Raw genomic sequence first — 22,642 nt, 5'->3', positions numbered from 1 at the left:
TGTGTCGTGGTCGTTACCGGCTCCCGCGCAGGGTGGCCAGTTCGTCGGCCAGCTCCTCCGCGCGGGTGTGGCGCTGGAGGAAGAGGTCCAGCGCTTCCAGTCGCGCGTCGATCCCCGCGAGCTGCACGGGGTCGGTCGTCGCGTCCGGGTCCCGGCCTGCGAGCACGGCGTCCGCCTTGTGCATCAGGAGCGTGAGTGAATCGGGACCGGTGTCCGTGCTCGACTCGGCGCCCCCGCCTGCCCCGGCGTTCTCGGTGTCCAGGTGGGGAGTGGTGGTCTTGGTGTCGACGCCGCCCGGCTTCTGGCCGGACTCGTCGGTGTCGTCGCCGGGGGTGATGTCCCCGGCCAAGTTGGGGGCCTGCGCGCCCCAGGAGGCGATCAGCGCCTTGACCTCGGCCTCGTCGCCTCCGGCAGCGACCGCCCCGGCCACGACCGTGTCGATGGCGTCGGCGACCGCGCTCTTGACGGTCTGGATGATCGCCTGGGGGTTGGCGGGGAACACCACCGCGCTGACTTCCCACAGGCGCACGTCTTCCAGGACGCGGACTCGGTTCTGGCCTCGGGTCTCGTAGCGCCACTGCAGGGGCTCGTAGCCGATGCTCATCTTGCGGACGTGGCCGTCGATCATCTTCTGGCGGATCGCCTGCGAATCGGCGTCCTTGGCGAACTCGACCTTGATCTTGAGGCCCTTGGCGTCCTCCGCGCCGTCGGTGAGGGTGCCGATGACGTTGCGCACGGAGGGGATGTGGTCAGCGAGGTAGGGCACATCGCGGTTGCGGATGCGGCCCAGGGTGTTCTTGAAGGCGCCCTTGGCGACCGTGTCGTACTGCAGGTCGACGTTGCCGAACGTCGACGCGTAGCCGGTCAGGGTGTTCTCATCCTCGTCGTCGGCCTTCCATTCGACCGGCACGATGAGCGTCTGTCGGGTCATGGTCTCCTCACTCGGTGTCGATCTCCATGGAGCAGTTGCAGTTGGCGCGGTCCTCGGTGTCCAGGCGGGAGTCGCCCGGCCAGCGGGCCCCGTTGGAGAACAGGTCGTCCAGGGCGACGGTCTCGCCGTCGACGCGGGCGTGGGAGGAGCGCGGGTTGGATCCGGTGCGCCAGGTCTTGACCATGGGGCGGCCGGTCTGCTGTCCGGCTTCGCGGGTGCCGAACCCGGCCGCGGCGGTGACCTCGGTGCGGGCGATCTGCGGGGCTCGGCGGGTGAGGTAGCCGGTGAACAGGGCGGCGATGTCGTCGGGGCCCTGCCCGGCGGTGAGCGCGGTCGCCAGGTCGGCGCGGGTGGTCGAGTTGATGACGGCGGCGACCGCCGCAGCGTGGGCGGCGAGCCAGGCCAGGGTCAGGTCGGAGTCGTAGTCCTCTTCGGAGAACTCGTCCAAGCCCGCCATGACGGAGGTGCCTGCCGCGACCGAGGCGGCCAGGGCGATGCCGTTGATCTCGGGGGTGAGGACCCGGTCCCAGCGGCCGAGGTTGAACAGCTCGTCCACGCGGGCCTTCCGCTGGCCGGGCCGGTGCTGCTTCGGATCGGGCCAGTGCTCCAGGACAGCAGCGCGCTGAAGCCGGAAGAAGGCGACCATCCGGCGCGCGGCGTCGCGTTCGAGCCGGGCGGGCACCCGGGGGCGGGCGGCCACTCAGCTCACCCCGGCGGGAGGGCGGCGAGCATGCGCGTCAGGTCGGCGTCGGAGATGGACGCCCCCTCCAGGCCGTCGTCTTCCTCGGTGGTGTCCTCGTCCTCCTCGGCCGCGGCGTCCTCCTGGACGGTGTCCTCCGTCTCGTCGCCGAGCGCAGCGCCGCCGGTGGGGGTGCCGTCGGCGAGGGTCGGCATGACCCCGGCCGGGCGCAGGAACACGTCGCCGCCGTCCACCAGCGGCATGCCGACGGTGCGCCGGAAGTCATTGACGGTGATGGCCCCGGCCCGGAGTGCGCTGTTCGCGCGCTCCCAGATGGCCTGCTCCGACTCTTTCAGCGCAAGCACTTCGGAGCGGTCCCAGCGGACCGCCACACGGCGCGGAACAGAGAAGGAGGCGTCGTTAACCAACGGCAGGAGCGCACGGACGATCACGTCCTTGAACCGCCGCTGGAGCGGCATGATCGTCTCTTCCCAGAAGCTCCGACGCGCTTCCGCGTAGTTCGCGAACGTGGACCGATCGAGGCCGACCTTGGCGCTGATCAGGATGGGCGGCACCCCGAACGCCATGCAGATCCGGGATTCGGCGATGGTGCGCAGGTCCGGGAACTCCAGCTTGTCCAGGTCCAGGCCGAGGACCTTGGCGTCCATGCCCTTCTGCAGCACGGCGGGCTCGCCGCGTCGGGACCCGCCGAACTTGGCCTTCCACTTCGTGACGAGCCGGTCGGCGATGCCCTCGTCCAGTTGCTGCTGGACGGTGATGACCGTCCCGGGCACGGCCCGGTTCTGCAGGAGGGCCTTGACGAAGTCGGTGGCTTCGTTGTCGAGGGCGACGGCGCGGATGGCGGGCCGGAGCGGGGGCTGCCCGACGAGCGGGTCGATGGGGTTGGGGAGCCGGAACGCGATGACGTCCTCGCCCAGGTCAACGGTCCCCCGGGGGGTCCAGAACCCGAACCGGAGGCGGCCGTTGGGTTGGAGCCAGAACCGGACCAGGTCGGGGCGCAGTGGCCAGAGCTGGATGGGGCGGCCCGCCTGGTCGCGGACGATCTCCCAGAACGCCGTCCCGGCCAAGTAGAGGTGGATGACGGTGATCTCGAACAGCTCGAACTCACTGAGGATGGGGTTCGGGTCCGCGAGCAGACGGCGAAGCGGGTGGCCCTCCTTCGGCTCCCCCAGCCCGTCGGGCCCGTAGACGCGCAGGGTCGCCTCGGGCATGGAGGTCGCCAGCTCCATGAGGCACGCGTACACCAGCTCGTTGCGGTTGAACCCGTGGGCGGCGGCCGACAGGAACCCGCTGGCCGGGTAGAAGGCCGATCCGGGTCCCAGGTTCAGGGTCGGGGCGAGGCCGTCGGCCCCGGCCGCCGCCTTCGTCGAGGTGGGTCCGCTGAGCCACCCCATCAGGCGTTCCATCCGGTGAGGAGGGACAGGCCCGCCGCGGCGACCCCGGCGGTGACCGCTCCGGCCCCGGCACCGGCGGCCACACCAACGAGGGCGCCCGTGAGGACGCCGACGCCCAGGGGCAGCAGCAGCGCGCCGACGACCATGGTCATGACGGCGATGAAGCGACGCGGGGCGGTCCGCATCCGTCCCCAGGCGGCGCGGGCCGCCGCGGCGGCGCCGGTGGCGCGCTGGCGCAGCGCGTCGGCGCGCAGCTCCCCGGACCCGGCGGGGGCGAGCAGCCACACCAGGCCCCCGAGGGAGAGCAGCGCCCACCCGGGCCCGGCGAGGATCCAGACCCCGGCGGCCATGCAGGCTGTGGCGGCCCATCGGTGCATCGCAGCCTCCTAGAAGATGTCGGCCTCGGGAAGGGCGTCGGCGTCGGCGACCGCGCTGGCGAGCTGGCCGTCGACGGCGAAGAACAGGGCGGGCATCCCGTCGATCCGGAGCCCGGTCTTGTGGCGTTCGGGCTTGACCGGGCGGATGCGGTCGGGGTCGTCACGCGGGCTCTTGGCCACGAGGTTGTCGGCCATCCAGCGGGCGACCGGGTTGCCGAAGGTGCGCAGTTCGTGTGCCTTGAGCATCCGCATGGCTTCCTGCATGGGCTGCGTCATCTTGTCGAAGGTCGTCCCGGACTCGACCATCTCCAGGCCGGTGCGGGCCTGGACTTCCTGGCGGACCGGTTCACCGGACCACCGGTCGTAGGTGACGTCGGTGATGGCGTACCGGCCGTGGTCGGTCTCGATGTCCTCGTACACGGCCTGGTAGTCGATGACGTCGCCGTCGGTGACGCGCACCCACCCGGCCGACACCCATTCGGAGAACCGGCCGTCGGTGTGCTCGTCGAGCTTGGGGACGATCGCCTCGGGGCACCAGAACCGCCAGATCACGCTGCCGTCTGCGAAGAGGAGCGCCCATGCGGTGAGGTCGATCTTGCTGGAGAGGTCGAGCCCTGCCCAGCACTTGCGCCCGGCGAGCTGGGGCAGGACCCAGTCCGGGGTGGGTGCGACCTCGCCGGTGTTGGCGTCCCACAGGTCCATGGTGATCCAGCGGGTCGTCTGCTGGACGCGCTGGTTCATCTGGAACTGGCGGAACCCGTTCTCCTTGACCGGGGAGTCGCGGGCCTCCAGCGCCTGGCGGCGCATCGCCTCGATGCTCTTGAACTCGCCCAGGGCGGGGTTGGGCCACTTCCAGTTCGCCTCGTCCCACGGGTCCAGCGACACCGGCAGGTCCGGGTGGCCCGGGAACGCGGCGCGCAGCCGGTCGAGTTCATCCTCGGACCGGGGCGCTTTGCGCACGAACGCGAACACGTGTGGTGCACGCTTCGGGTCGGCCTGGATGGCTTCGGCCTCGTCGATCAGGTCCGCGCCGAAGCTGGCGGCGTCGTTGGTTTCGGTGCTGGCGGCGAACAGCAGTTCCTGGGCACGGGCCCCGACGGCGGTAGTCATCGCCTCCCAGAGGGAGCCATCCGGCTGGGACAACACCTCGTCGAGGCAGAACCCGTGCGGGTTGTGTCCCAGCTCGCCGGTCGCGTCGGCGGTGATGATCTCGTAGTGGGAGGCGGTCCGCTCGTCGTAGATGCGCCGCGCGTTCTTGGTGTGCTTCAACCGTCGCGACAGGGGCGGGGAGAGCTGCACCATCCGCAGGGCGGGCTCGAACACCTTCCCGGCCTGCTTGGTGTCCTTGGCCGCGCCGTAGACCTCCGCCGACTCCTCGTCGTCGCCGACCAGGAGGTAGAGCAGGATGGCGGCGGCCAACTCGCTCTTGCCGTTCTTCCTGGCGACGATGATGTACGCGATCCGGTACCGGCGCACGTACCGGCCGTGGTCCTCGGACCAGATGACCTCGCCCAGCAGGGGTCGGGCGATTTCGTGTTCCTGCCAGTGGCGGAGCACGAACGGCTTCCTCGCGTGCGGTCCCTTGGTGTGCCGCAGCAACTCCGCGCAGAAGGCTACGAACCGGTCCGCGCGCGGCTCGCAGTAGTGCGCGCCCCGCTTGGTGCAGGTCGTGTCGTCGAGCGTGTAGCCGCATACGCCGCCGCGCCGTGACCGGGGCCGCCACCGCCGGTCGTGGTCCGGTGTGCGCGGCCGTGCGCGGCCCGCGCGTGCGGTCTTAGGAGAGGAGCCTGTCCGCGCTGCGGCCACGGCCCGTCTCCCTCGCCATGCGGATCTCCGACCTCGCGCTCGGGGTCAGCCCGAACTCCTGGGCGAAGCCTCGCAGCGTCGCGGCGGCGTCGCGCTGGACCTGGACGACCGGGTTGCGGACGAGCGCGCCGCCCTTCGCCGAGCGGATGAGGATGCCCGACTTGGCCAGCAGCGCGCACGCCTTGCGGTGGGTGACGACCGCTTCGCAGTAGGCGCGTAGGGCGTCCCGGTCGGCGGGGGTGGCGGTGCCCATGGCGGCGAGCTGGTCGACGGTGTAGTCCCAGACCTCGCGCACCTCGGGTGAGGCGTCGTCGGGGCACTCGGGGAGCCCGTCGGCGGGCATCGGCTCGTCGGTGTTGACGCGGTCGCGTCGATCGCCGCGCAGCAACCGCACGTTGGTCGGGGTCGGCCGAGGGCCGCGCTTACCCACTCCACCCACCCCCTCTCACCTGGGAAAACTCCTGAAAATGGGCCCGGAGAACATCTTGTGCCATGCCGGGGAGCCCCTCATACTTAAAACATAACCAGTACAGAGCTAGTCAAGTTTCTGAGAGGAAGCGCCATGACCCCCGACGAACTCGCCACCGCCCTCGCCGACGCCCTGCGCGACAACCTGTCGCTCGCCATCGAGGAGACCACCGGCGCCGACGACATGTACGTGACCGACGTCGCGACCTACGAGCGCGCCGGAGTCCTCACCGCCGACCCGGGCGTCGTCGTGACCTTCTCCGACGGCTCCGAGTACCAGATCACCGCGCACCTGTCCCGCAACCCGCGCTGATCGCGCCCCCGGGCGGAGCGACCGCCCGGGGCCACACCCCCAACCCAACGCAGAACCCGAAAGGAACAGAGCAATGGCTCACGAGATCGAAACCTTCGCCGACGGCTCCGCCGCCTTCGTCTCCGCCCGACTCGACGCCTGGCACCGCCTCGGCACCGTCCTGCCCTCGACCTTCACCGCCGAAGAGGCCATGGCCACCGCCCACCTGGGCGGCTGGGACGTCCGCAAGCGCGAGACCGCCGCGATCGAGCCCGACCCGGCCGTCACCGCCCTCGACGACCTGACCGTCGGCGACACCGCCGTCGTCCGCATGACCTCCGAGGGCGTCACCGTCCTCGGCCGCGCCCTCAACGTGCCCGGCTGCTACGGCACCGTTCGCACCCACCCCAAGACCAAGGACGCCGAAGTCCTCGGGTACGTGGGATCGCAGTGGAACCCCGTGCAGAACGAGGAGCTGGCCGACTTCCTCAACGTCCTCACCGGCGAGTCGGGGGCGCGCTTCGAGACCGCCGGGTCGCTCCGCGACGGGCGGCACGTCTTCATCACGATGAAGATGCCCGAGGCGATGACCATCGGGGACGGCACCGACGACCTCGACCTGTACATCGCCGCGATGAACGCGCACGACGGCACCGCCTCCATGCGCGCCATCGTGTCCCCGATCCGGATCGTGTGCGCGAACACCCAAGTCGCTGCGCTGCGCAACGCCCGCTCCACCTGGAGCATCCGCCACACCTCCGGGGTGGCCTCCCGGGTCGCCGAAGCCCGCGAATCCCTGCGCCTGACCTGGAAGTTCCTCGAAGCGTTCCAGGGTGAGGCCGAGAAGATGCTCCAGACGAGCATGCGGGACGTCGACTTCACCAACAAGCTCCGCCGCCTGTTCCCGCTCCCCGACGACGCCGGGAAGCGCGCCAAGGACAACCACGACGCGCTGATCTCCCAGATCCGCCACCTGTACTCCGAGGCCGACACCAACGCCAACATCCGGGGCTCGCGCTGGGCCGGGTACCAGGCCGTGACCGAGTACCTCGACCACTTCGCCCCTGTCCAGGGAGCGGACGACGCCACCGCGCTCACGACCCGCGCCGAGCGGGTGCTGATCCAGTCGAGCGTCCGCAAGCTCAAGACCGCCGCGTTCGACGCGTTCGCGCTCGCGAGCTGATCACACCCCCGGCGCGGGGCCGGTGACCGTCCCACCGCCCCGCGCCGGGCCCACCCCTAGAGAGGGACACCCAATGCATCCCGTCGAGCACCGCCTGCGCGCATCCCGATCACGCCTGTCGATGGCGACCTACCGCCACCGGGACCGCGACATGTCCCACGCCCGTCTGCGCACCACCGCGCGCCGACTCACCCGAGAGGCCGCCCGCCGCAACGCCCGTTCCCTCCTCCTCTCCGTCCGCCAGCGCACCGAAGGGACGACCCGATGATCACCACCAGCGTGGGCGCGCTGCGCTCCGCCCTGTCCGCCACAACCCTGATCGACCACAGCCGACCGCCCCTGCCCGTGCTGGCCGGGATCCTCATCGAGACCACCGGAGGCACCACGACCCTGACCGCCTACGACTTCGACGCCTGCATCACCGTGACCCTGCCCGGGACCACGTCCGACCGCGACGAGCGGTTCACCGTCGGGCACTTCGCCTTGGCCAAGCTCGTCAAGGCCATGCGCGGCCCCACCGCAAAGCTGACCGAGGTGCCCGCGACCATCACCGACCACGGGGACCACGTCACCTTGACCCTGGGCGACTGGACCGCCGAGCTGGAGACGGAGACGCTGCTCGTTGACGAGTGGCCCACCATGCCCGCCCAGGTGCCGCCCGACTGGGGAGTCGACCGGATGGAGTTTGCCCGTGCCGTGCGTGCCGCCGCGTGCGCCGTCGAGCGTGACGACACCCTGCCCGTGCTGACCGGCATCGACATGCGCAGCAGCGACAGCGACATCGTCCTACAGGCCACCGACCGGTACCGGGCCGTGAGCACGCGCGCGCACATCTACGCCAACCTGTGCCGGGGCCGTGAACCCCACGGCATCGTGCCCGGCCGACTGCTCGCCAAGCTCCTGGGCAAGACCACCTACCCTCACGCCGCCATCGGTCTGACCGCTGACCCGCACGGCGAAGGGTGGGCGACTGTTCACAGTGGCGCGCTCGCCGCGACCCTGCGACTGATCCCCGGCACGTTCCCCAAGCTCGCCCCGTTCATCCCGCGCGAGTCCGAGACGACCGTGACCGTGCGCCGGAAGGCGTTCGCCGCACTGCTCGGGGGTGCCGCCACAGTGCGCGACGCCAAGGGACAGCGGGGAGCCACCGTGTACGTGCGCCCGGACGTCGACAGCATTTCCGTCGCCGCCGCGAAGACCGCGACCGCCACTACCGTGATCGCCGCCGAGGGCCACGGCCGGTTCACGCCCATCGCGTTCAACGCGCGCTACCTCTGCGACGCGCTGCACACCATGCGAGGCGACTCCGTGACGCTGCATGTCGCCCCGGGCCGCCGTGTCGCCGCGCTCGTCCCCTCTGGGGCCCCGCTCAGTCTCGACGCCGAGCACGTCCACCTGATCGTTCCCATCCAGCCCCGCTCGTGAAGACGTGCCGCCCCCGCCCGTCCCGGGGGCGGCACCACACCCCAAGGGAGGAACCTTGGCCACCCGACACGAACGCGACGCGCTCACCCGGCTCGCTATCGACGCCTGGCACAACATCGACGAGATCCTGACCGCACGCGGCGAAACCAACGAGACCACCACCATCACCGACTGGGAGCCCGGACTGCAGACCGCCTGGGCGGAGCTGACCGGCATCCGCCGCGCACTCACCGCCGTGGACCTGTACTCGGAGATCACCGACATCCGGGGATGGCACCACCACGCCCACAGGGGCGACTCCCGATGTGCCCCTGCTGACAGGGACCGGAGGTGAACCGCCCGCAAGCGCGCGTCGCGCTCAGCCCCCTGCCCCGGGGCTGGGCGCGACGCCGGTTCGCACACAGCCAGACCCGTATCATCACCCGTATGACACCGGTTACGTATCTGGCCATCGCGGACCTACCCGCGTACCTGTTTGAGCAGCACGGCATCACCGGCCGCAGTGACAACCCGCTCACCGAATCGACGGTGCGCAGCTACCACGACGCCGCCACCAAGCGCCGCAAGGACAACTGCCCGCGACCAGGCGACTTTCCCGAGCCAGACCATCACTTCGGCCGGACCCCGGTATGGGCTCCGGCGACCGTCGACGCCTGGGCGACCAACCGCCCCGGCCGCGGCGCCGGAGGCGGGCGACCCCGCAAGGAGAAGAGGAGCGACCCATGACGCTGCGAGCCCTGTCGGTACGCCACCCGTGGGCGTGGGCGATCCTGCACGCGGGCAAGAACATCGAGAACCGCACCTGGCGCACCGAGCATCGGGGGCCGCTCGTCATCCACGCGGGCAGCGCCACCGCCCCGGGTGCCCGCCAGCGCCTCACCACCATGGGGTTCACCGTGCCGGGGAACCTCGTGCCGGGTGCCATCGTCGGAGTCGTGGACGTGGTCGACTGCGTCCGCGACCACGCGAGCGCGTGGGCGGTCCCCGACCACTGGCACTGGGTGCTCGCCAACCCTCGCCCGCTGTCCGACCCGATCGTGTGCAAAGGGAAGTTGAGCCTGTGGCGGGTACCCGACGAGATCGTTCGGCACCTGCCAACGGAGCTACAGGAGAGCGCATGACCCCTGAAGTACTGGTCGGCCTGATCGGAGCGGGCGGCGCACTGAGCGGCGCACTCGTCGGTGGCTTTGCCACGTTCGCGGGCGTGGTGTACCAGCAGAATCGTCAGGCCGAGCAGGCCGCCGAGGAACGGCGGGCCGAGATGGCACACCACGCAATCGACACGATCATCACCCAGACATGGGGCCTCAAGAAGCTTTTGCCGGAATGGTCGTTCAAGGAATTCGAGTGGTCACCGGAGATGGACGCGTGCGTGGATACGATCCGGATGGCAGCTCTGCGTCTCCCACAGAAGGACCTACGTGAACCGATCGAGGCAGCGTGCTCGTACCTGTTCGGGGGGACTCCGCACGCCCATGCGGCTTCGCCCTCAATCCCTGACCGACCCGCTATCCGCGTGAGGGAGACGGCAGAGGAGATTCAGCGGCGACTCGGAGCCCACCTGCGCGGGGAACCCCTTGAGCCGCTCGACGGGCGTTTGCGGATGATGCTTGAGAAGCAAAAGCATTGGCAGCGGCTACTCTCGGCGAATCATCCAGTGCAGAACTGAGCCGTCAGTACCCCGCAGCCGTGTCCACCGTGCGGTGGAGAGACCGTTCCTCCGATCCAGAGAAGGAAGACTCATTTGAGCACAGAGATCCTGGTGGCCCTGGTCGGACTGGGCGGCGCGCTGTTCGGTGCTGGCGCTGCGTTCCTAGGAGTCGTCTACCAGCAGCGTCACCAGGCCAAGCATGCCATCAGAGAGCGCCGCGCCACCATGGCCGAAGCAGCCATTGACGTCATCACGACCCAGGTGCAGACCTTGGAGAAGCTGATCCATAGCCAGGCCGGTGAAGACTTCGAGTGGACCGAGCAGATGAGCGACTGCCTGGGGGCGATCCGACTCTCAGCGCTACGCATCCCGAATAAAGACTTGCGGGAGGCAATCGAAGCCGTCTGTGACACCCGGTTCGGCAGTGGACGATTGATGGATGATTACTGCTGTGGCCCTTGCCCTGAATCCCTGAAACGCATGAAAATAATGATCATGACCGAGGAAGTTCAGGAGTCCCTGGGGGCTTACCTTCGCGGAGAAGAACTCCCGAACACCATCTACCTGAATGAAGCCGTCATGGTTCGAGCAGCGTTCCGCAAGGAGTACTACGAACCGCTCCCCGGATCTGATCACTGACTAATACCCGGCAGCCGTGTCCACCGTGCGGTGGAGCGGTCGCCCGGTGCGGTAGCGGTGGAGCTGGTCCAGAAAGTCGGCGACCTGGCGGCGGCCCGCCCCCGAGGCCCGCCACGCGTCGTGCGGGGTGACGACCACGTTCGGTCTGCCCCACAGCGGCGAGTCGGCGGGCAGCGGCTCGACAGAGAACGTGTCGAGCACGGCCCCGCCCAGGTGGCCGCTGTCGAGGGCGGTGGCCAGGGCCCGCTCGTCGACGACCTCTCCGCGCGCGGCGTTGACCAGCCATGCCCCGACGGGCAGCGCCCCCAAGACGGCGGCGCTGATGAGGTGGTGGGTGCGCTCGGTGAGCGGGCACGCGAGGACGAGCCAGTCCGTGCCGGGCAGCAGCGCATCCCACCCTGAGGGCGACCGGCTGCCGACCGGGGTCACGGTGGCGCCCATGGCGGTGAGCACCGAGGCGGCGGCCTGGCTGATCGCGCCGTCGCCGACGATCAGGGCGCAGGTCCCGGAGACGAGCCGGGGGGCGCCGACGCCGGGCTCCCACCGGCCGTCGCGGGACGCGTCGGCGTAGGCGGGGGTGCCTTTCGCTGCGACGAGGACGGCGGTGACGATCCACTCGGCGACGGCGTCGGTGTACGCGCTGGTCTTGGTGAGCACCACGCGGCGGGCGGCCAGCTCGGGCAGCGGTAGGTCGTCGACTCCGGCCGTGTCGGTGTGGACCCACCGGGCGGCGCGGGCGCGGCTGAGCGCCGCGGCGATCTCGGGGCCGGTGGTCCCGGCCCTGCGCCAGAGGACCTCGGCGTGGGCGGGGGCTGCCTCCTCCAGGGGGACGGCGCGAACGCCGCTGCAGCCGGCCAGGGCGGCGCGGCCCCGCTCGCAGGTCGCGACGGTCACCACCATGGCTACCTCCTGAAACATCACCCGTTTACTACTTGTGACGATTCGGTTCCTCCGCGATACTTAAAACATAGCTAGTACCAAGCTAGTTAAGTATCAGAAGGGACGACCCGATGACCAAGTCGCAGAACGACCAGCGCGAGAAGATCGCCAAGCTCCTCGCGAAGGCCGAGGGCACCGACTCCCCTGCCGAAGCCGAAGCGTTCACCCGGGCCGCCGAAAGGCTCATGATCAAGTGGGGCATCGAAGAGGCGGTCGTCCGCGCCGCGATGACCGGCGAGCAGCCCGAGGAGATCACCACCGCGCGCATCCTCTACACCGACACCTACTCGGACGCGTTCGTCGCCTTCACCAGCTCCATCGTCGACGGGCTCGGCGAACTGCGCACCTTCTACGTGAGCGGGCACGCGCACCCCGACCACCGCGTCGTCTACGTTGTCGGCCACCGATCCGATGTGCAGCGCGCCGAGATGCTGATCTCCTCCCTGCGCCTGCAGGCTGTGTCCGCCATGAAGACCTGGTGGCGCACCGGCCGGTACTCCACCCACCTCAAGGGATGGCGCGCGTTCAAGGCCCGCCGCCAGTTCATCATTTCCTTCGGGCACGGAGTCGGTGAGCGCCTGGCCGGTGTGCGCACCGAGACCATCGCCGAGACCGGTGGCGCGTCCACCGAGCTTGTCCTCGTCGACCGTGCCACCCGAGTGAACGCGTGGGTGGACGAGCACATCGGCGAACTGCAGAAGACACGCGGGCTGCAGAGTAGCCTGCTCGGGTTCGCCGCCGGGCGCGAGGCCGGGCGCCGCGCCGACATCGGCAACAACGTGACCGACGGCGACACCGAGTCGATCGAAAGCTAAGTGCACTCGCCCTGCCCGACCGGTCGTGACCCCACGGCCGGTTCGTGGCGGAACGCCTCGCACCACGTCTCCAGCTCGTCGACGGTGTCGGCCTGGTGGCCGATGTCGAGCCGCGGCCGGGAACACACGGCGAGCCGGTCAGCGGGGAACGGCTCCAGGACGCTGCGCATCCACGCGGGATCGGTGATGGCCATCCACAGGTGCGCCACGGTGTGCGTGACGGTGCGGGCCGCGACCGCAGCCCAGTCCACAGCCTGTGGATACCCCCGGGACGGTCCAATGTCGACGGCCCACCGCAGCGTGGGGAGCTGGTCCATGTCGGACAGCAGCAGCCCGGCCCCGGTGGTGATGAGCAGCCCGTCGCCCTCCCGGTCGGGACCGTAGTCGATGACGTGCGCGACGCCGTAGAGGCGCGCGGCGCGCACGGGGTCCAGCCCTGCGACGAGCCCCATGGAGGGTCACCTCCCTGAACCGTGCCCGTGAGTCCGGGCGTGACGGGCGATCCGGGTTCCCCTGATGTGATCGTGCGCGCGGTGGGGTGCTCCCGACAGCAGCGCTCTCAGCGACGCTCCCCGGATGTGGCTGATGTGGAGGCGGAGCGCCGCATCTCCTCGGGCACGTACACCCACGTGGTGGTGAGCCGCCCGACGGAGGAGGACAGGCCCTTGATGGTGGACGTCTTGCCCACGGCCGCCTTCATCTTCGGGGCCATGGTGAGCCGCCACATCTCGGGGTGGCGGCGCCGGTGAGCGATCAGGCTCCGCGCGCTCGTGGTGGCCCGGAACCGTTTCTTCTCACGCTTCCAGAGCTGTTCGGCGGTGGCCTCGATCATGGCGTTGCCGATCCCGAGCCCTTGGTAGTCGGGCAGGACTACGGTGCGGTGGCCACGCCACCAGCCCCGGTGACCGGCCACGGGCAGCAGGGAGAAGAACCCCACCAGGTGCTCGGCGGGGGCGTCGCCGAGCTGCACGTAGGCGAGGAACACGCGGGCCGCGTTGTGAAGCTCACCGGTCAGATAGTGGTGGCCGCGAAAGCGCGACCAGGCTTTGCGAGAGCCCTCGCGGACTTGGAGACGGACGCGGGGTCGATGAAGACGCCCCCAGTGGGTGCGGCCCTCGTCCAGGTCGTAGTACCAGTCCACTTCGAGCCACTCCAGGACGTCCCGGTGGCAGGTGACCGCGACGAACTGATGGCCGGCGCGGCGCACGTGCCGGGCGACGGCGGCCGACAGCGACGCGGCCACGGTCCGGTCCACCACGGACGTGAACTCGTCGACGACGACCAGCTGGTCCTCACCGACCAAAGCGCGCGCCAGGTCGGCGCGGTGCTTCTGCCCGGTGGACAGCACCCGGTACGGGCGCAGCCATGCGGGCGGCGAGGAGAACCCGACGGCGGTCAGCGCGGAGACGATGTCGTCGGTCGACAGGTCCTCAGGGAAGTCGTCGAGGAGGCAGTCGGCGTGCCAGCCGTAGGCGACGTCCCGGTACTCGCGTGGCCACAGGGCTCGGGCCAGCGTGCTCTTGCCGCGGCCGGACGCGCCGACGACCGCGCCCACCGACCAGGGCTGGCCCTCGCACTCGGTTAGGTCGGCGGAGAAGGTCAGGGACTGCTCGGTGCGGTGCGGGATGTCGAACTGGCCCTCCACCCGGGCGGCCCTGAACGACGTGGGCACGGGAGAGGCCACGGTCACGTGCGCGGTCGGCATACCGTCCTCACAGCGTCAGGACCCGGCAGGTGTGCCCCTCGCCGGTAAGTCGGTCGAACATCTCCTGCTGGTCGGACTCGTCGGCGCACTCCACCACGACCTCGAACCGGGAGGCAAACACCTCGTCATCATCGTCGGTCACATCGGTGCCGAGCAGCTTGGCGAGGTCGGTCTCGGTGTAGCCGGTGCCTTCCAGGTCGGACAGGTCCGACAGGAGCGCACCGAGCGCGTCGGGATCGTTCTTCGCCAGGTCGGAGGCCCGGTTGTCCATCACGACGATCTTGGCGGCGGTCTCGGCGTCCACGTCCACGAAGGTCGCGGCGATCTCGTCCCAGCCCAGGCGCTTCGCTGCGGCGTAGGTGTGGTTGCCCGCCAAGACCTCGTTGGTCCGACCGGTGTGAGATCCCCGGTTGACGACGATGGGCCGGTACTGGCCATTGCTCTGCAGGCTCGTGGCGATCACGTCGACGTTGCCCCGGCGCGGGTTGCGCTCGAAGGGCTGCAGCTCACCGAGCGGTACGGCCAGGTGCTGGATGTCGGGATGGATGCGTGGGGGCAGTGCGGCCTTGGCCATGGGCGGGCTCCTTCGGGTGTCCCCGTTTCGGAAAACCTGTCAGCGAGTAAGCGCAGTCACCGGGGCGTTCTGGGGGCCGTGCCCCTCAGGTCCGCGACCCACCCCCTCCCCCCTGAGCGCCCGGGGTCAGGGGGCGCGGTCAGGGGTGGGGTTCACCTGCGGTTCCACCCGCCCGGCTGCGCGCGGGCGGTCTCCGTGGAGTGGCAGGGGGCGCACAGGCCACGGCCGTGCTCGGGGTCGTTGGGGTCGAGCCCTTGGGCGACCAGCTGCTTGCGCGAGCGCGGGTGGTGGTCGGCGTGGGTGGCGGGGGCGACACCGCAGCGGACGCACACGGGGTCGCGGGCGAGGACGCCCGCGCGGAAGCGCGACCGGTGTTCGGTGCCGTACCCCTGGGCGGTGCTGCTGCCGCGTGCCCGCTGGCTGCGCGCGCGGGTGCGGGTGCGGCACTGGGGTGAGCAGCGGCCGTTGGCGTCCTTGAGTTGCCTGCACCGGTTGCATCGGCGGGGTGCTCTGCTGGGCACGGCTGGGTTCGCCTACTCGTGCCGGAGCTGGTCGGGCCGGTACACGGCCATCTGCTCGATGCCGTGGAAGATGGTCGTGTCGACGCCGGGCATGCGCTGGGCGACGTCGGCCTTGAGCCTCGCGGCCACCTCGGCGGTCATGGGCGCCGTGCTACGCAGGATGAGGGTGTCGCCGGGGCGCACGACCTGGAGGTCGCCGTCAGCGCTGCGCAGGAGCGGGCCTCGGGTGGCAGCCTGATCTGTGGTGAGTGCGGCGAGCCGCCGGTACTTCTCAGTGGAGTGCCCGTCCCAGGTAGGGCCTTCGTCCACGGTGGGCACGTGCGCGAACAGGTCGAGGTCATCACTGGACAGGTGCCAGCTCATCTGGCCCTGCGGGGTGTCCACGTAGATGAGCGACCAGCCGGGCGTTGCGGGGTCTCCGTCGGGGACGATCACCGCCGGGTACAGAGCGGCGAGGTACGCAACGAGGGCGGCGCGCTCGCGGTAGACCGCGTCGGTACTCACGGCTCGAACGCGATCAGTTTCAGCTCGGTCGAGGCGACATCGACCGGGACCGAGGTGCCGTACAGGGCGGTGGACAGCGATCCGAAAGTGCGGGTCTCCCCAGCGGGGATGCTGATCACGGTGTCCTCGACGGCCTTGCCTGCGACGGTGATGGGAGTGCCGAGGGTGAGGTCGTGAGCGGACACGTCGTTGTTGCGTACGCGCAGAACGGTTCGGCCGGTGTTGGGCAGGGCGTGCTGGTTGACGGTGTCGCCGTCGGTTTCGGCGGGGTCGGCGGCTCCGGCGTCCGACAGGGTGGTGATGGGGATGGTGACGCGCGGCACGGCGGCCTCCTCAGAGCATGGGTGCCCAGCAGGGTGCGGATATGTGTGGTTGGGACCTCGGCGTCCCTGCTGGGCACGTGTGAGCGGGCGTCCCTGGGCATAAGAAACGCCCGGAGCCGTGGGACGTCCGGGCGTCGGGGTACAGGTATTCGATTCTGATCTAAGGCTATGCCACGCCCTCTACGCTGCGCAACCAGGCGAGGGGCAGGTACGGGCAGCTCGTCGTTCGCGTTCGACCTCGAACAGCTCGGCGGCGTTCACGTGACCGTGGCGCTCGGCCAGGCGGCCATCGAGCACCCACCGCTGGACGGTGCGGACGGACACCCCGGCCTCAGCGGCGGCCTCGGCCCGGGTGTACCACCGGCGGCGCGGGTCCTCGTGCGCGATCATGCCTCCATCATCACAGATCGTCAGTGGCACCGTCCACGCGGAGTCGGCTGTGCAGGTGTTGAACCAAACAGATCCTGCGGATTTCGTGCGAACGCTGTCGCACATGAGTAAGGTCCGGCCATGAGCTGGATCCCACCCGTCGCGTTGATCTTCTCGGCGATCGCAGTTGTAGTGTCCGTGGTTGCTGCCTACCACGCGCACCGCTCAGCCACTGCCTCCGAAGACTCCGCGCTTTCCGCCCGCCGCTCCGCTGACGCGGACCAGCGCCAAGCCGCTCTGGCCGAGGAGGAGGCCAACCGCTATCACGTGCCTTGGGTTCTTGAGAGTGATCCCCGTAGCGACCGAGCAGGCCGTTACCGGCTGATCAACAAGAGCGACGAGCCAGCTCACAACGTGCGAATCACAGGCGATGTCGACTTGCCCTACTTCAAGCAGGGTCAAATCGTCCGGGCACGTGAGTCGGTGTACATCGTTAACTCCCGAGGCTTTGGAGAAACCGAACCGATGTCGGTCACATGGCGTCGTCCGCCAGACAAGGGTGGTGAAGAGCAGGGCCCTTGGGAGGACTCACTGCCCTAACCCTGGACCGATGGCACTCCACCAGAGCCTTGCGCTGATCCCTACCGATCATTCATCAGAGCGGTGCATATAATTTTTCAGGTCGATATCTATATGCAGGGGCCTTCCGTCAGGGCTAACGACTTCATAAACATAACTACCCTTCACCCTGCGGAACAGCGCACCCTTCGGCACGTCAAAATCCCGCAAGGCTATCCGGAGCGCGCTATCAAAATCTGGAACCAACCTTCCTTTGGCAATGACTTCATCCATCGGGTTAGTCGATGCACTAGCCTCCCGAGAGGCCACTGAATCATTACCGCCCTGTACGCCGAACTCTCTTCCAAACTTGCGAGCCGAGACGAAAAGGCTAAATCCATACGCCACGCCCTTAACCAGACGTGTGACCGGGACGGCATCGGCACCGTGGAGAACGACGTGCAGTTCGGCAAGCCACTCACGGGCCATATCGTCGCGGATCTCTTCGGGAAGCCTTCGGGCCGCCAGTCGGACGAGGGCTTGGGGCAGGCGGTCGAGGCGGGTGCGCATCTCCTCGCTGATCATGTCGGAGCACACACCCAGGAACAGGCCACCGAGAGCGCAGAGGGCGCCAATCAGTAGGCCCGTCATGCCTGCCCTCCCAGGGGGCTCAGACCAAGAGCCGGGGTACTTTGCACTCCCAGGCGTTCGTGCAGTTCAGCCAAGGCGACACGAGCTGCCGCAGCCCCGTCGGGGTTGAGCTGGTAGAAGCGCCGGGCGGGGCGACCTTCGGCCTTCTCGTCGATGTCCTCCCATTCGGATTCGATCCATCCGGCTTTCTGGAGGCGGGCGAGGATCGGGTAGAGGGTGCCGCTCTTGAGGCTGGTGTCCTTCATGAGGTCGTAGCCGAACCGGTGGCGGCCGGTGTCCTCCAGGAACGCCCGGAGGACCGCCGCCACCGACACGGTGATCTTGACGTCATCCATGACCGAAACTCTACATAGGGGCTATGTAGATTTGCAACCGAGGTGGTCAGCGGGGCGGACGGGGCTTGCGGTGCAGCCCTTCGACCAGACCGACGATGCCGACCACAGTGATGAGCGCGCAGGCGATACCGGCAGCGGTCCACCACCCTCCGAGCAGGAACGCCCACGCGGTGAGGCCGCCGAACAGGGCGGTGACGCCCGCGCCCAGCGCCGCCCCGGCGGGGTCGCGGTGTGCGTTGCGGGCTTCGGCCTGTTGGGTGCGGATGTCGGCCGGGGTGCGGTCGTCGATCCAGGACCGGTACACGGTGATCTGTGCGTCGTGGAGGGCGTCGACGGCGCGTCGGCGCGCGGCGTCGTCCGCTTCGGTGATGGTGATCCACAGCGATCCCACGGGAGTGTCCTTTCGGTCAGGTGGTGTGGGGTGGCGACAGAGTCTTCCCGCACGTCTGGCAGAGGCGGGCGATGGTGCTGCCTCCCCACTGGGTGATGTCGGCGGTCTCTTGCGTGTGCGGGCAGGCGGCTTGTCGGGCTGTGAGGGCGCGGCGGGCGGCCAGCTCCGCTCCGAAGTCGTCGGGGAGCTGGGTGCCGCAGTCCGGGCACAGGTAGGCGAGGGTGGTGCCGGTGACCACGGAATCGACCGGGACGGCGGCCTCGTGTCTGCAGGGACCGGTCATGGGCGCCGCCCGGTGCGGGCCGGGGCGCGGCGAACGTTCACCCGACGAGGGTCGGGGCCGCGGCGGCGGGGCCGCTTCTGTCGGCCCGGCTGGTCGGTGAACGCAACCCACGCCTTCGGGTCGGGGTCCTGGCGCGGGTGCGGCCACAGCGTCCAGTGGTTGCCACGGGTTGGCCGGGCGACGGTGGCTGTGATCTCGCGGAGCTGCTCGAAGGCGGGCCGCATACTCGCCCACGCCTGGGTGACGTGGGTGCGGTAGTGCTCGAACAGCCACTGGAGCCGTGCCAGGTCGTGAGGGGCCATGACCAGGCGGCACGGCACGTCGTAGGCGTCGGCGACACGCTCAGGGGTGAGCACGGGCGTGCCCGGGGCGTCGGAGTCGGTGGGGATGCTGCGCATGGCGTCGCCGGACACCGACCAGTCGTCCAGGGCGGAGTCGATGAGGTCTAGGACCTCGTCGGCGCGGCTCATGAGGCGGCCCGCTGGGCGCGGTCGGCCACGTAGGCGTCGTACTCGTCGGTGGACATGACGCGTCCGCACTGGTCGCCTTCGCAGCGGACTAGGTCGCGGTCGACCTCGTGCACGAGGGTGCGGCGGTCGCAGCGCGGGCAGGGGCACGGCTTCCGCTTGCCTTCGGGGCGGGCCTTCGCGAGGGCCTGTAGGTGGCGCTGCCACCGCAGCACCGATTGGCCGAATCCAACGCTGCCGGGGTTGGCGAGGATACTGTCCAGGTGCGCGCCGAGCCAGGACACGACCACGGTCAGGGCCGGGGCTCCCCGGGAGCGTTCGGGTCGGGGGCCGTACCCGCGTGCTTCCCGCCACTGGTGCTCGATCTGGGACAGGTACCCGTACAGCTCGTCCAGGACGTCGGCGGCCGGGGAGGGTGAGGGTGCGGTCTGGGAGGTGCGGACCCGGTCGGAGTCGTCGGCACGGGTCCGGTACCCGTCCGATGTGGCGGCGATCAGGGGTGCGAGGTTGTCGAGGTCGGCCAGGGCGCGGCGGATGCTGCCGGTGCAGCCCCGGCACCACACCGGCTCACCCGGGGTGGGGATGATGTCCGGTGGGATGGGCCGGTCACCGCGCAGGTCGGTGTCGGCTTCTTCCCATGCGGTGAGGGCATCGACGAACGCCTGGCGGGCCTGCCTCCAGGTGCGGTTGCAGGGTCCTTCGCACACGCTCATGTGTGGCCTCCCTTCGTTGAGGCGGGCGGGTCGACCTCGGTCACGCCACCTAGCAGCACCCGGGCGACGCGGATGGCGAGGACTCGGTCGCCGTAGGCTTCGTAGAAGCCCCGGCACCAGGCGTTCAGCGCTCCGGTTCCGGAGTAGGAGAGGGTCTGGTGGCAGGTGAGACCAGCCCCGACAGCCAGGTTGTGCTCAATCAGCTCCTGGAGGCGTCCGGGTGCCAGGTGCATGGGGTTGCCCGGCCTGAACACGCAGGTGGGGCACTTCTCGGAGAGGAGTCGGGGTTTGCCGGTCTCCGGGTCCAGAACGTCGCCCTGTCTCCGGGTGCCGTTGTGGTCCAGCTCAGGCACCGGGTACCTCCTCGGGCGGGGTGGGGCGGGTTCCGGTGGGGATCGCCGCCAGCTCCCTGCACCGGGCGAGCCGCTCGTGTGTGAGCCCGAACGGCCGGAACCGGCCGCAGAGCGCGCACCGGCCGTAGCCGTCATGTTCGGTGAGCGGGTCGGCGCACACGCAGGTCTGGTGGGCCTCGTGGATGCCGATGCAGTCGCGGTGGAACAGGTGGATCTCGCCCCGCCACCACGGCGCACGGGGCGTCCCGGGGAACCCGTGGTTGACGGGGTCGGCGCGGTGGTGGCGGCCACGACACCAGGCGCACCGGGTGAGCAGGCGGCGGCGCAAGCTGATCAGGGGCAGGCTGCGGAGACGCCAGTGGTGGATGTGCCACCGCCACCCGGGACGCGACACGCAGGAGTGCCCTTTGGGGCCGGGGTCGACGTGCCAGATGTCGAGCAGGTGGCCGACCTCGAAGGCGAGAGTCCGAGAGGCGTGCATCAGCGGGTCGCCTCCTCCTCGAACGCGGACGCGGCGGCCTCCGCCATGCGGGTGACGAAGGTCTGGGAACCGGTGGCGGTCACCCGCAGGTGGTCGTCGGAGCCGACTCGGGTGAAGGTGGTCTCGAAGTGGTAGGTGGGCAGCACCGGGATGACGTTCTCGGTGGTGTCGGCTGCGGTGGTGAGGTCGGTGTTCATCGGTTCCCTCCATGGAATCGTCGCCAGCGCCCCCACCACGGCAGGGGGCGGGGCGCGAGTGCGGGTTTCGGGTTGCGGGACGCCCCGGGGGCGCGGTGCGGCAACGGGGGTGGCATGCTCCGGTTGAGCTGGTGAGAGGTCTCGTCACCGAGGGCGCGCGCAAGGGTGCCCGGGGTGGACGGTCGCCGGGTCATCGAGATGGTCGGCTCGACGAGGCGGACGCGCGCGGGGCGGCGGGTGCTGCGCGGTGGCGGCGCCCCGGTGAGAGCGCCCGAGCCGTTGGTGAAGGTGTGCCACCCGTACAGGGCCTTGTAGACCAGCCCGTCAGGACCGTGGTCGTCCTCGGGCAGACAGCAGATGATGCAGCGGGCCGGGGTCATGAGTCACCCTCCCCTGTGTCGGCTAGGCGCAGGTCGATGCCGATCCACGCGCGGTCGTCATCACCCAGAAGCAGGCCGACCTCGGTCGGCTCGTACACGGTGCCGGTGCCGTCGGGGTCGATGTCGGTGAGCAGGAGTCGGTGTTCGCCGTGGCCCTCCTCGATGAGGGTGCGCAGCGCCTCGAACATCTCGGTGGCGGTCATGAGGTGTCCCCGGGCCCGTCGGGCAGTTCGTCGGCGTGGGCCACGGTGCCGAGGATGTCGCCGAGGGCGTCATCGTCTCCGAGGAGTGCCTTCTCCAGCGGGTTGGGGTCGCGGTCGGGGTCGGCGGGCTGGGCGGGGAGCACCCCGGTCATCCAGGTGCCGCAGCGGGTGCAGTGGCCGCATCCGTTGGCGTAGCCGCGGGCCTCGAAGGGGCCGTGCGGCTGCCCGGTGCCGTCGCAGTCGCGCCACGTCTCGTACTTCGCCCAGGCGGCGTCTTCGGCGTCGGCGAGGGTGGGGCCCTCCCCACGCACGAACCCTCCCTCGGGGAAGGCTTCGACGAACGCCGTCTTGTAGGACCCGCCTGCGGAGTCGCGGCGCATGACGATGCCCTGCTCACCGCCCTGGACGTAGACGTCGTCGGGCCACGGGTGGCGGGCCTGGGTGGTGGTGTGGTCGATCATGCGGGCCATGCGGTGGTACCTCCGGTGTGGTGTTCGGTGAGCTGGCGGACCAGCCATCCGATGTCGACGAACTGGGCGGCGGCCAGGGCCACGGCGAGCGGCCCGAACTGCTCGCCCAGCGTGGTGAGGGTGGTGGCCAGCTCCGGGTGGGCTACCCCAGTGGCAGGGGCCGGGTAGGGCCAGATGATGGTGGGCAGGACCTTGACGGCCTGCTCGTCGCGGACCATCAGGCGCCACAGGTCGCCGGTTTCTTCGCCTTCGCCTTGGATGTGGCCGACGAAGGCGTGGCGGGCACCGTGGGCGTCGACGAGGGCCTGCAGCTCGGCGGCCATCTCGTAGCCGGTGAAGGGTTCCTCGGTCAGCGGGGCGACGGCGGAGGCGGTGATGACGGTGGTGCGGCCAGTCTCGGTGTCGGTGTGGGCCTCGTCGGTGATGAGCCGCAGGTCTTCCAGGCCAGGTCCGCGTTTGATCTCAGCCCAGCTCAACGGTGGGGCGATGGTGATCTTGCCGGTGTGGCGGGTGTTGTATGCCACGGATGTCTCCTCATCTGCGG

Annotated in this window: 38 protein-coding genes; 11 read left to right on the top strand and 27 right to left on the bottom strand. The window is 69.8% G+C overall.

The genetic code is table 11. The features are described 5' to 3' along the window. Positions 1-13: 13 nt before the first annotated feature. From AB0I72_RS19985 to AB0I72_RS19960, 6 genes are read right to left on the bottom strand one after another with little or no spacing between them, the layout of a single operon-like run. Positions 14-931, bottom strand: coding sequence for an HK97 family phage prohead protease (locus AB0I72_RS19985; protein WP_358570655.1), 918 nt, complete (start codon positions 929-931; stop codon positions 14-16). Positions 932-938: 7 nt separating this feature from the next. Continuing rightward, entirely contained in the window at positions 939-1,631 is a 693-nt protein-coding gene (locus AB0I72_RS19980; protein ID WP_358570652.1) for a hypothetical protein, read from the bottom strand. A 5-nt stretch (positions 1,632-1,636) separates the two neighbouring features. Continuing rightward, complete coding sequence (locus tag AB0I72_RS19975; RefSeq protein ID WP_358570649.1) at positions 1,637-3,037, bottom strand: phage portal protein; 1,401 nt, start codon at positions 3,035-3,037, stop codon at positions 1,637-1,639. After that, the gene (locus AB0I72_RS19970; RefSeq protein WP_358570646.1) at positions 3,025-3,402 is read right to left on the bottom strand and encodes a hypothetical protein; all 378 of its coding nucleotides are present in this window, start codon (positions 3,400-3,402) and stop codon (positions 3,025-3,027) included. The genes AB0I72_RS19975 and AB0I72_RS19970 overlap by 13 nt, the downstream gene beginning before the upstream one ends. A 9-nt stretch (positions 3,403-3,411) precedes the next feature. Further along, positions 3,412-5,208, bottom strand: a complete 1,797-nt coding sequence (locus tag AB0I72_RS19965) for a terminase TerL endonuclease subunit (RefSeq protein WP_358570643.1) — start codon at positions 5,206-5,208, stop codon at positions 3,412-3,414. Continuing rightward, a complete protein-coding gene (locus AB0I72_RS19960) occupies positions 5,177-5,638 on the bottom strand; it encodes a phage terminase small subunit P27 family (protein WP_358570640.1) in 462 nt (153 codons plus the stop codon). Before AB0I72_RS19960 ends, AB0I72_RS19965 begins: the two co-directional genes overlap by 32 nt. Positions 5,639-5,770: 132 nt before the next feature. Here AB0I72_RS19960 and AB0I72_RS19955 point away from each other — a divergent pair, with 132 nt between their 5' ends. From AB0I72_RS19955 to AB0I72_RS19915, 9 genes are all read left to right on the top strand, one after another. Further along, positions 5,771-5,989, top strand: coding sequence for a hypothetical protein (locus AB0I72_RS19955; protein ID WP_358570637.1), 219 nt, complete (start codon positions 5,771-5,773; stop codon positions 5,987-5,989). A 73-nt stretch (positions 5,990-6,062) separates the two neighbouring features. Then, positions 6,063-7,151, top strand: a complete 1,089-nt coding sequence (locus AB0I72_RS19950; RefSeq protein WP_358570634.1) for a DUF932 domain-containing protein — start codon at positions 6,063-6,065, stop codon at positions 7,149-7,151. A gap of 73 nt (positions 7,152-7,224) precedes the next feature. Continuing rightward, a complete protein-coding gene (locus tag AB0I72_RS19945; RefSeq protein WP_358570631.1) occupies positions 7,225-7,419 on the top strand; it encodes a hypothetical protein in 195 nt (64 codons plus the stop codon). Then, the gene (locus AB0I72_RS19940) at positions 7,416-8,576 is read left to right on the top strand and encodes a hypothetical protein (protein ID WP_358570628.1); all 1,161 of its coding nucleotides are present in this window, start codon (positions 7,416-7,418) and stop codon (positions 8,574-8,576) included. Before AB0I72_RS19945 ends, AB0I72_RS19940 begins: the two co-directional genes overlap by 4 nt. 55 nt (positions 8,577-8,631) lie before the next feature. Further along, a complete protein-coding gene (locus AB0I72_RS19935) occupies positions 8,632-8,910 on the top strand; it encodes a hypothetical protein (RefSeq protein WP_358570625.1) in 279 nt (92 codons plus the stop codon). Between the two features lie 92 nt (positions 8,911-9,002). Next, a complete protein-coding gene (locus AB0I72_RS19930) occupies positions 9,003-9,302 on the top strand; it encodes a hypothetical protein (protein WP_358570622.1) in 300 nt (99 codons plus the stop codon). Then, positions 9,299-9,697, top strand: coding sequence for a hypothetical protein (locus AB0I72_RS19925; RefSeq protein ID WP_358570619.1), 399 nt, complete (start codon positions 9,299-9,301; stop codon positions 9,695-9,697). The genes AB0I72_RS19930 and AB0I72_RS19925 overlap by 4 nt, the downstream gene beginning before the upstream one ends. After that, the gene (locus AB0I72_RS19920) at positions 9,694-10,245 is read left to right on the top strand and encodes a hypothetical protein (protein WP_358570616.1); all 552 of its coding nucleotides are present in this window, start codon (positions 9,694-9,696) and stop codon (positions 10,243-10,245) included. The genes AB0I72_RS19925 and AB0I72_RS19920 overlap by 4 nt, the downstream gene beginning before the upstream one ends. Before the next feature lie 75 nt (positions 10,246-10,320). After that, positions 10,321-10,866: a hypothetical protein gene (locus AB0I72_RS19915; protein WP_358570613.1), complete on the top strand. Its 546-nt coding sequence runs from the start codon at positions 10,321-10,323 to the stop codon at positions 10,864-10,866. On the opposite strand, the gene AB0I72_RS19910 is transcribed toward AB0I72_RS19915, so the two are convergent. Continuing rightward, a complete protein-coding gene (locus AB0I72_RS19910; protein ID WP_358570610.1) occupies positions 10,867-11,784 on the bottom strand; it encodes an NAD(P)-dependent oxidoreductase in 918 nt (305 codons plus the stop codon). It abuts the gene before it with no gap. Positions 11,785-11,876: 92 nt separating this feature from the next. Here AB0I72_RS19910 and AB0I72_RS19905 point away from each other — a divergent pair, with 92 nt between their 5' ends. Continuing rightward, on the top strand, positions 11,877-12,620 hold the full coding sequence (locus AB0I72_RS19905) for a DUF2786 domain-containing protein (protein WP_358570607.1): 744 nt from the start codon (positions 11,877-11,879) through the stop codon (positions 12,618-12,620). On the opposite strand, the gene AB0I72_RS19900 is transcribed toward AB0I72_RS19905, so the two are convergent. From AB0I72_RS19900 to AB0I72_RS19870, 7 genes are all read right to left on the bottom strand, one after another. Continuing rightward, on the bottom strand, positions 12,617-13,072 hold the full coding sequence (locus tag AB0I72_RS19900; protein WP_358570604.1) for a hypothetical protein: 456 nt from the start codon (positions 13,070-13,072) through the stop codon (positions 12,617-12,619). The genes AB0I72_RS19905 and AB0I72_RS19900 overlap by 4 nt on opposite strands. 107 nt (positions 13,073-13,179) lie before the next feature. Continuing rightward, positions 13,180-14,325 (bottom strand): GNAT family N-acetyltransferase, encoded by a 1,146-nt coding sequence (locus AB0I72_RS19895; RefSeq protein ID WP_358570601.1) that lies wholly within the window; start codon positions 14,323-14,325, stop codon positions 13,180-13,182. Positions 14,326-14,332: 7 nt separating this feature from the next. Then, a complete protein-coding gene (locus AB0I72_RS19890) occupies positions 14,333-14,899 on the bottom strand; it encodes a ParB/RepB/Spo0J family partition protein (protein ID WP_358570598.1) in 567 nt (188 codons plus the stop codon). Between the two features lie 152 nt (positions 14,900-15,051). After that, on the bottom strand, positions 15,052-15,420 hold the full coding sequence (locus tag AB0I72_RS19885) for a hypothetical protein (RefSeq protein WP_358570596.1): 369 nt from the start codon (positions 15,418-15,420) through the stop codon (positions 15,052-15,054). A 12-nt stretch (positions 15,421-15,432) separates the two neighbouring features. Continuing rightward, the gene (locus tag AB0I72_RS19880) at positions 15,433-15,924 is read right to left on the bottom strand and encodes a hypothetical protein (protein ID WP_358570593.1); all 492 of its coding nucleotides are present in this window, start codon (positions 15,922-15,924) and stop codon (positions 15,433-15,435) included. Further along, positions 15,921-16,247: a hypothetical protein gene (locus AB0I72_RS19875; protein WP_358570590.1), complete on the bottom strand. Its 327-nt coding sequence runs from the start codon at positions 16,245-16,247 to the stop codon at positions 15,921-15,923. The genes AB0I72_RS19880 and AB0I72_RS19875 overlap by 4 nt, the downstream gene beginning before the upstream one ends. Before the next feature lie 180 nt (positions 16,248-16,427). Beyond that, positions 16,428-16,637 carry a helix-turn-helix domain-containing protein gene (locus AB0I72_RS19870; protein ID WP_358570587.1) on the bottom strand — a complete coding sequence of 70 codons (210 nt, stop codon included), beginning with the start codon at positions 16,635-16,637 and terminating at the stop codon, positions 16,428-16,430. Positions 16,638-16,757: 120 nt separating this feature from the next. On the opposite strand from AB0I72_RS19870, the gene AB0I72_RS19865 reads away from it, so the two are divergent. Next, positions 16,758-17,216: a hypothetical protein gene (locus AB0I72_RS19865; RefSeq protein ID WP_358570585.1), complete on the top strand. Its 459-nt coding sequence runs from the start codon at positions 16,758-16,760 to the stop codon at positions 17,214-17,216. 48 nt (positions 17,217-17,264) lie between these two features. Here AB0I72_RS19865 and AB0I72_RS19860 read toward each other — a convergent pair whose 3' ends face one another. The 13 genes from AB0I72_RS19860 to AB0I72_RS19800 are packed head-to-tail and all read right to left on the bottom strand — an operon-like array spanning position 17,265 to position 22,622. After that, on the bottom strand, positions 17,265-17,825 hold the full coding sequence (locus AB0I72_RS19860) for a hypothetical protein (RefSeq protein ID WP_358570583.1): 561 nt from the start codon (positions 17,823-17,825) through the stop codon (positions 17,265-17,267). Next, positions 17,822-18,160, bottom strand: a complete 339-nt coding sequence (locus tag AB0I72_RS19855; protein WP_358570581.1) for a helix-turn-helix transcriptional regulator — start codon at positions 18,158-18,160, stop codon at positions 17,822-17,824. Before AB0I72_RS19855 ends, AB0I72_RS19860 begins: the two co-directional genes overlap by 4 nt. 46 nt (positions 18,161-18,206) lie before the next feature. Then, positions 18,207-18,551 carry a hypothetical protein gene (locus AB0I72_RS19850; RefSeq protein WP_358570578.1) on the bottom strand — a complete coding sequence of 115 codons (345 nt, stop codon included), beginning with the start codon at positions 18,549-18,551 and terminating at the stop codon, positions 18,207-18,209. A gap of 16 nt (positions 18,552-18,567) precedes the next feature. Beyond that, positions 18,568-18,834: a hypothetical protein gene (locus tag AB0I72_RS19845; RefSeq protein ID WP_358570575.1), complete on the bottom strand. Its 267-nt coding sequence runs from the start codon at positions 18,832-18,834 to the stop codon at positions 18,568-18,570. Continuing rightward, the gene (locus AB0I72_RS19840; RefSeq protein WP_358570572.1) at positions 18,831-19,304 is read right to left on the bottom strand and encodes a hypothetical protein; all 474 of its coding nucleotides are present in this window, start codon (positions 19,302-19,304) and stop codon (positions 18,831-18,833) included. The genes AB0I72_RS19845 and AB0I72_RS19840 overlap by 4 nt, the downstream gene beginning before the upstream one ends. Continuing rightward, positions 19,301-20,014, bottom strand: a complete 714-nt coding sequence (locus tag AB0I72_RS19835; protein ID WP_358570569.1) for a hypothetical protein — start codon at positions 20,012-20,014, stop codon at positions 19,301-19,303. The genes AB0I72_RS19840 and AB0I72_RS19835 overlap by 4 nt, the downstream gene beginning before the upstream one ends. Beyond that, positions 20,011-20,367, bottom strand: a complete 357-nt coding sequence (locus AB0I72_RS19830; protein ID WP_358570566.1) for a hypothetical protein — start codon at positions 20,365-20,367, stop codon at positions 20,011-20,013. The genes AB0I72_RS19835 and AB0I72_RS19830 overlap by 4 nt, the downstream gene beginning before the upstream one ends. After that, complete coding sequence (locus tag AB0I72_RS19825; RefSeq protein WP_358570563.1) at positions 20,360-20,848, bottom strand: hypothetical protein; 489 nt, start codon at positions 20,846-20,848, stop codon at positions 20,360-20,362. Before AB0I72_RS19825 ends, AB0I72_RS19830 begins: the two co-directional genes overlap by 8 nt. Next, a complete protein-coding gene (locus tag AB0I72_RS19820) occupies positions 20,848-21,045 on the bottom strand; it encodes a hypothetical protein (protein ID WP_358570560.1) in 198 nt (65 codons plus the stop codon). Before AB0I72_RS19820 ends, AB0I72_RS19825 begins: the two co-directional genes overlap by 1 nt. Continuing rightward, the gene (locus tag AB0I72_RS19815; protein WP_358570557.1) at positions 21,042-21,425 is read right to left on the bottom strand and encodes a hypothetical protein; all 384 of its coding nucleotides are present in this window, start codon (positions 21,423-21,425) and stop codon (positions 21,042-21,044) included. Before AB0I72_RS19815 ends, AB0I72_RS19820 begins: the two co-directional genes overlap by 4 nt. Beyond that, complete coding sequence (locus AB0I72_RS19810; RefSeq protein WP_358570555.1) at positions 21,422-21,628, bottom strand: hypothetical protein; 207 nt, start codon at positions 21,626-21,628, stop codon at positions 21,422-21,424. Before AB0I72_RS19810 ends, AB0I72_RS19815 begins: the two co-directional genes overlap by 4 nt. After that, complete coding sequence (locus tag AB0I72_RS19805) at positions 21,625-22,098, bottom strand: hypothetical protein (protein WP_358570552.1); 474 nt, start codon at positions 22,096-22,098, stop codon at positions 21,625-21,627. The genes AB0I72_RS19810 and AB0I72_RS19805 overlap by 4 nt, the downstream gene beginning before the upstream one ends. Beyond that, complete coding sequence (locus tag AB0I72_RS19800; RefSeq protein WP_358570550.1) at positions 22,086-22,622, bottom strand: DUF6205 family protein; 537 nt, start codon at positions 22,620-22,622, stop codon at positions 22,086-22,088. The genes AB0I72_RS19805 and AB0I72_RS19800 overlap by 13 nt, the downstream gene beginning before the upstream one ends. Positions 22,623-22,642 lie beyond the last annotated feature (20 nt).

The sequence above is a fragment of the Nocardiopsis sp. NPDC049922 genome (assembly GCF_040660275.1).
GTDB lineage: Bacteria > Actinomycetota > Actinomycetes > Streptosporangiales > Streptosporangiaceae > Nocardiopsis.
This window is presented reverse-complemented; position numbering and strand designations above follow the sequence as displayed.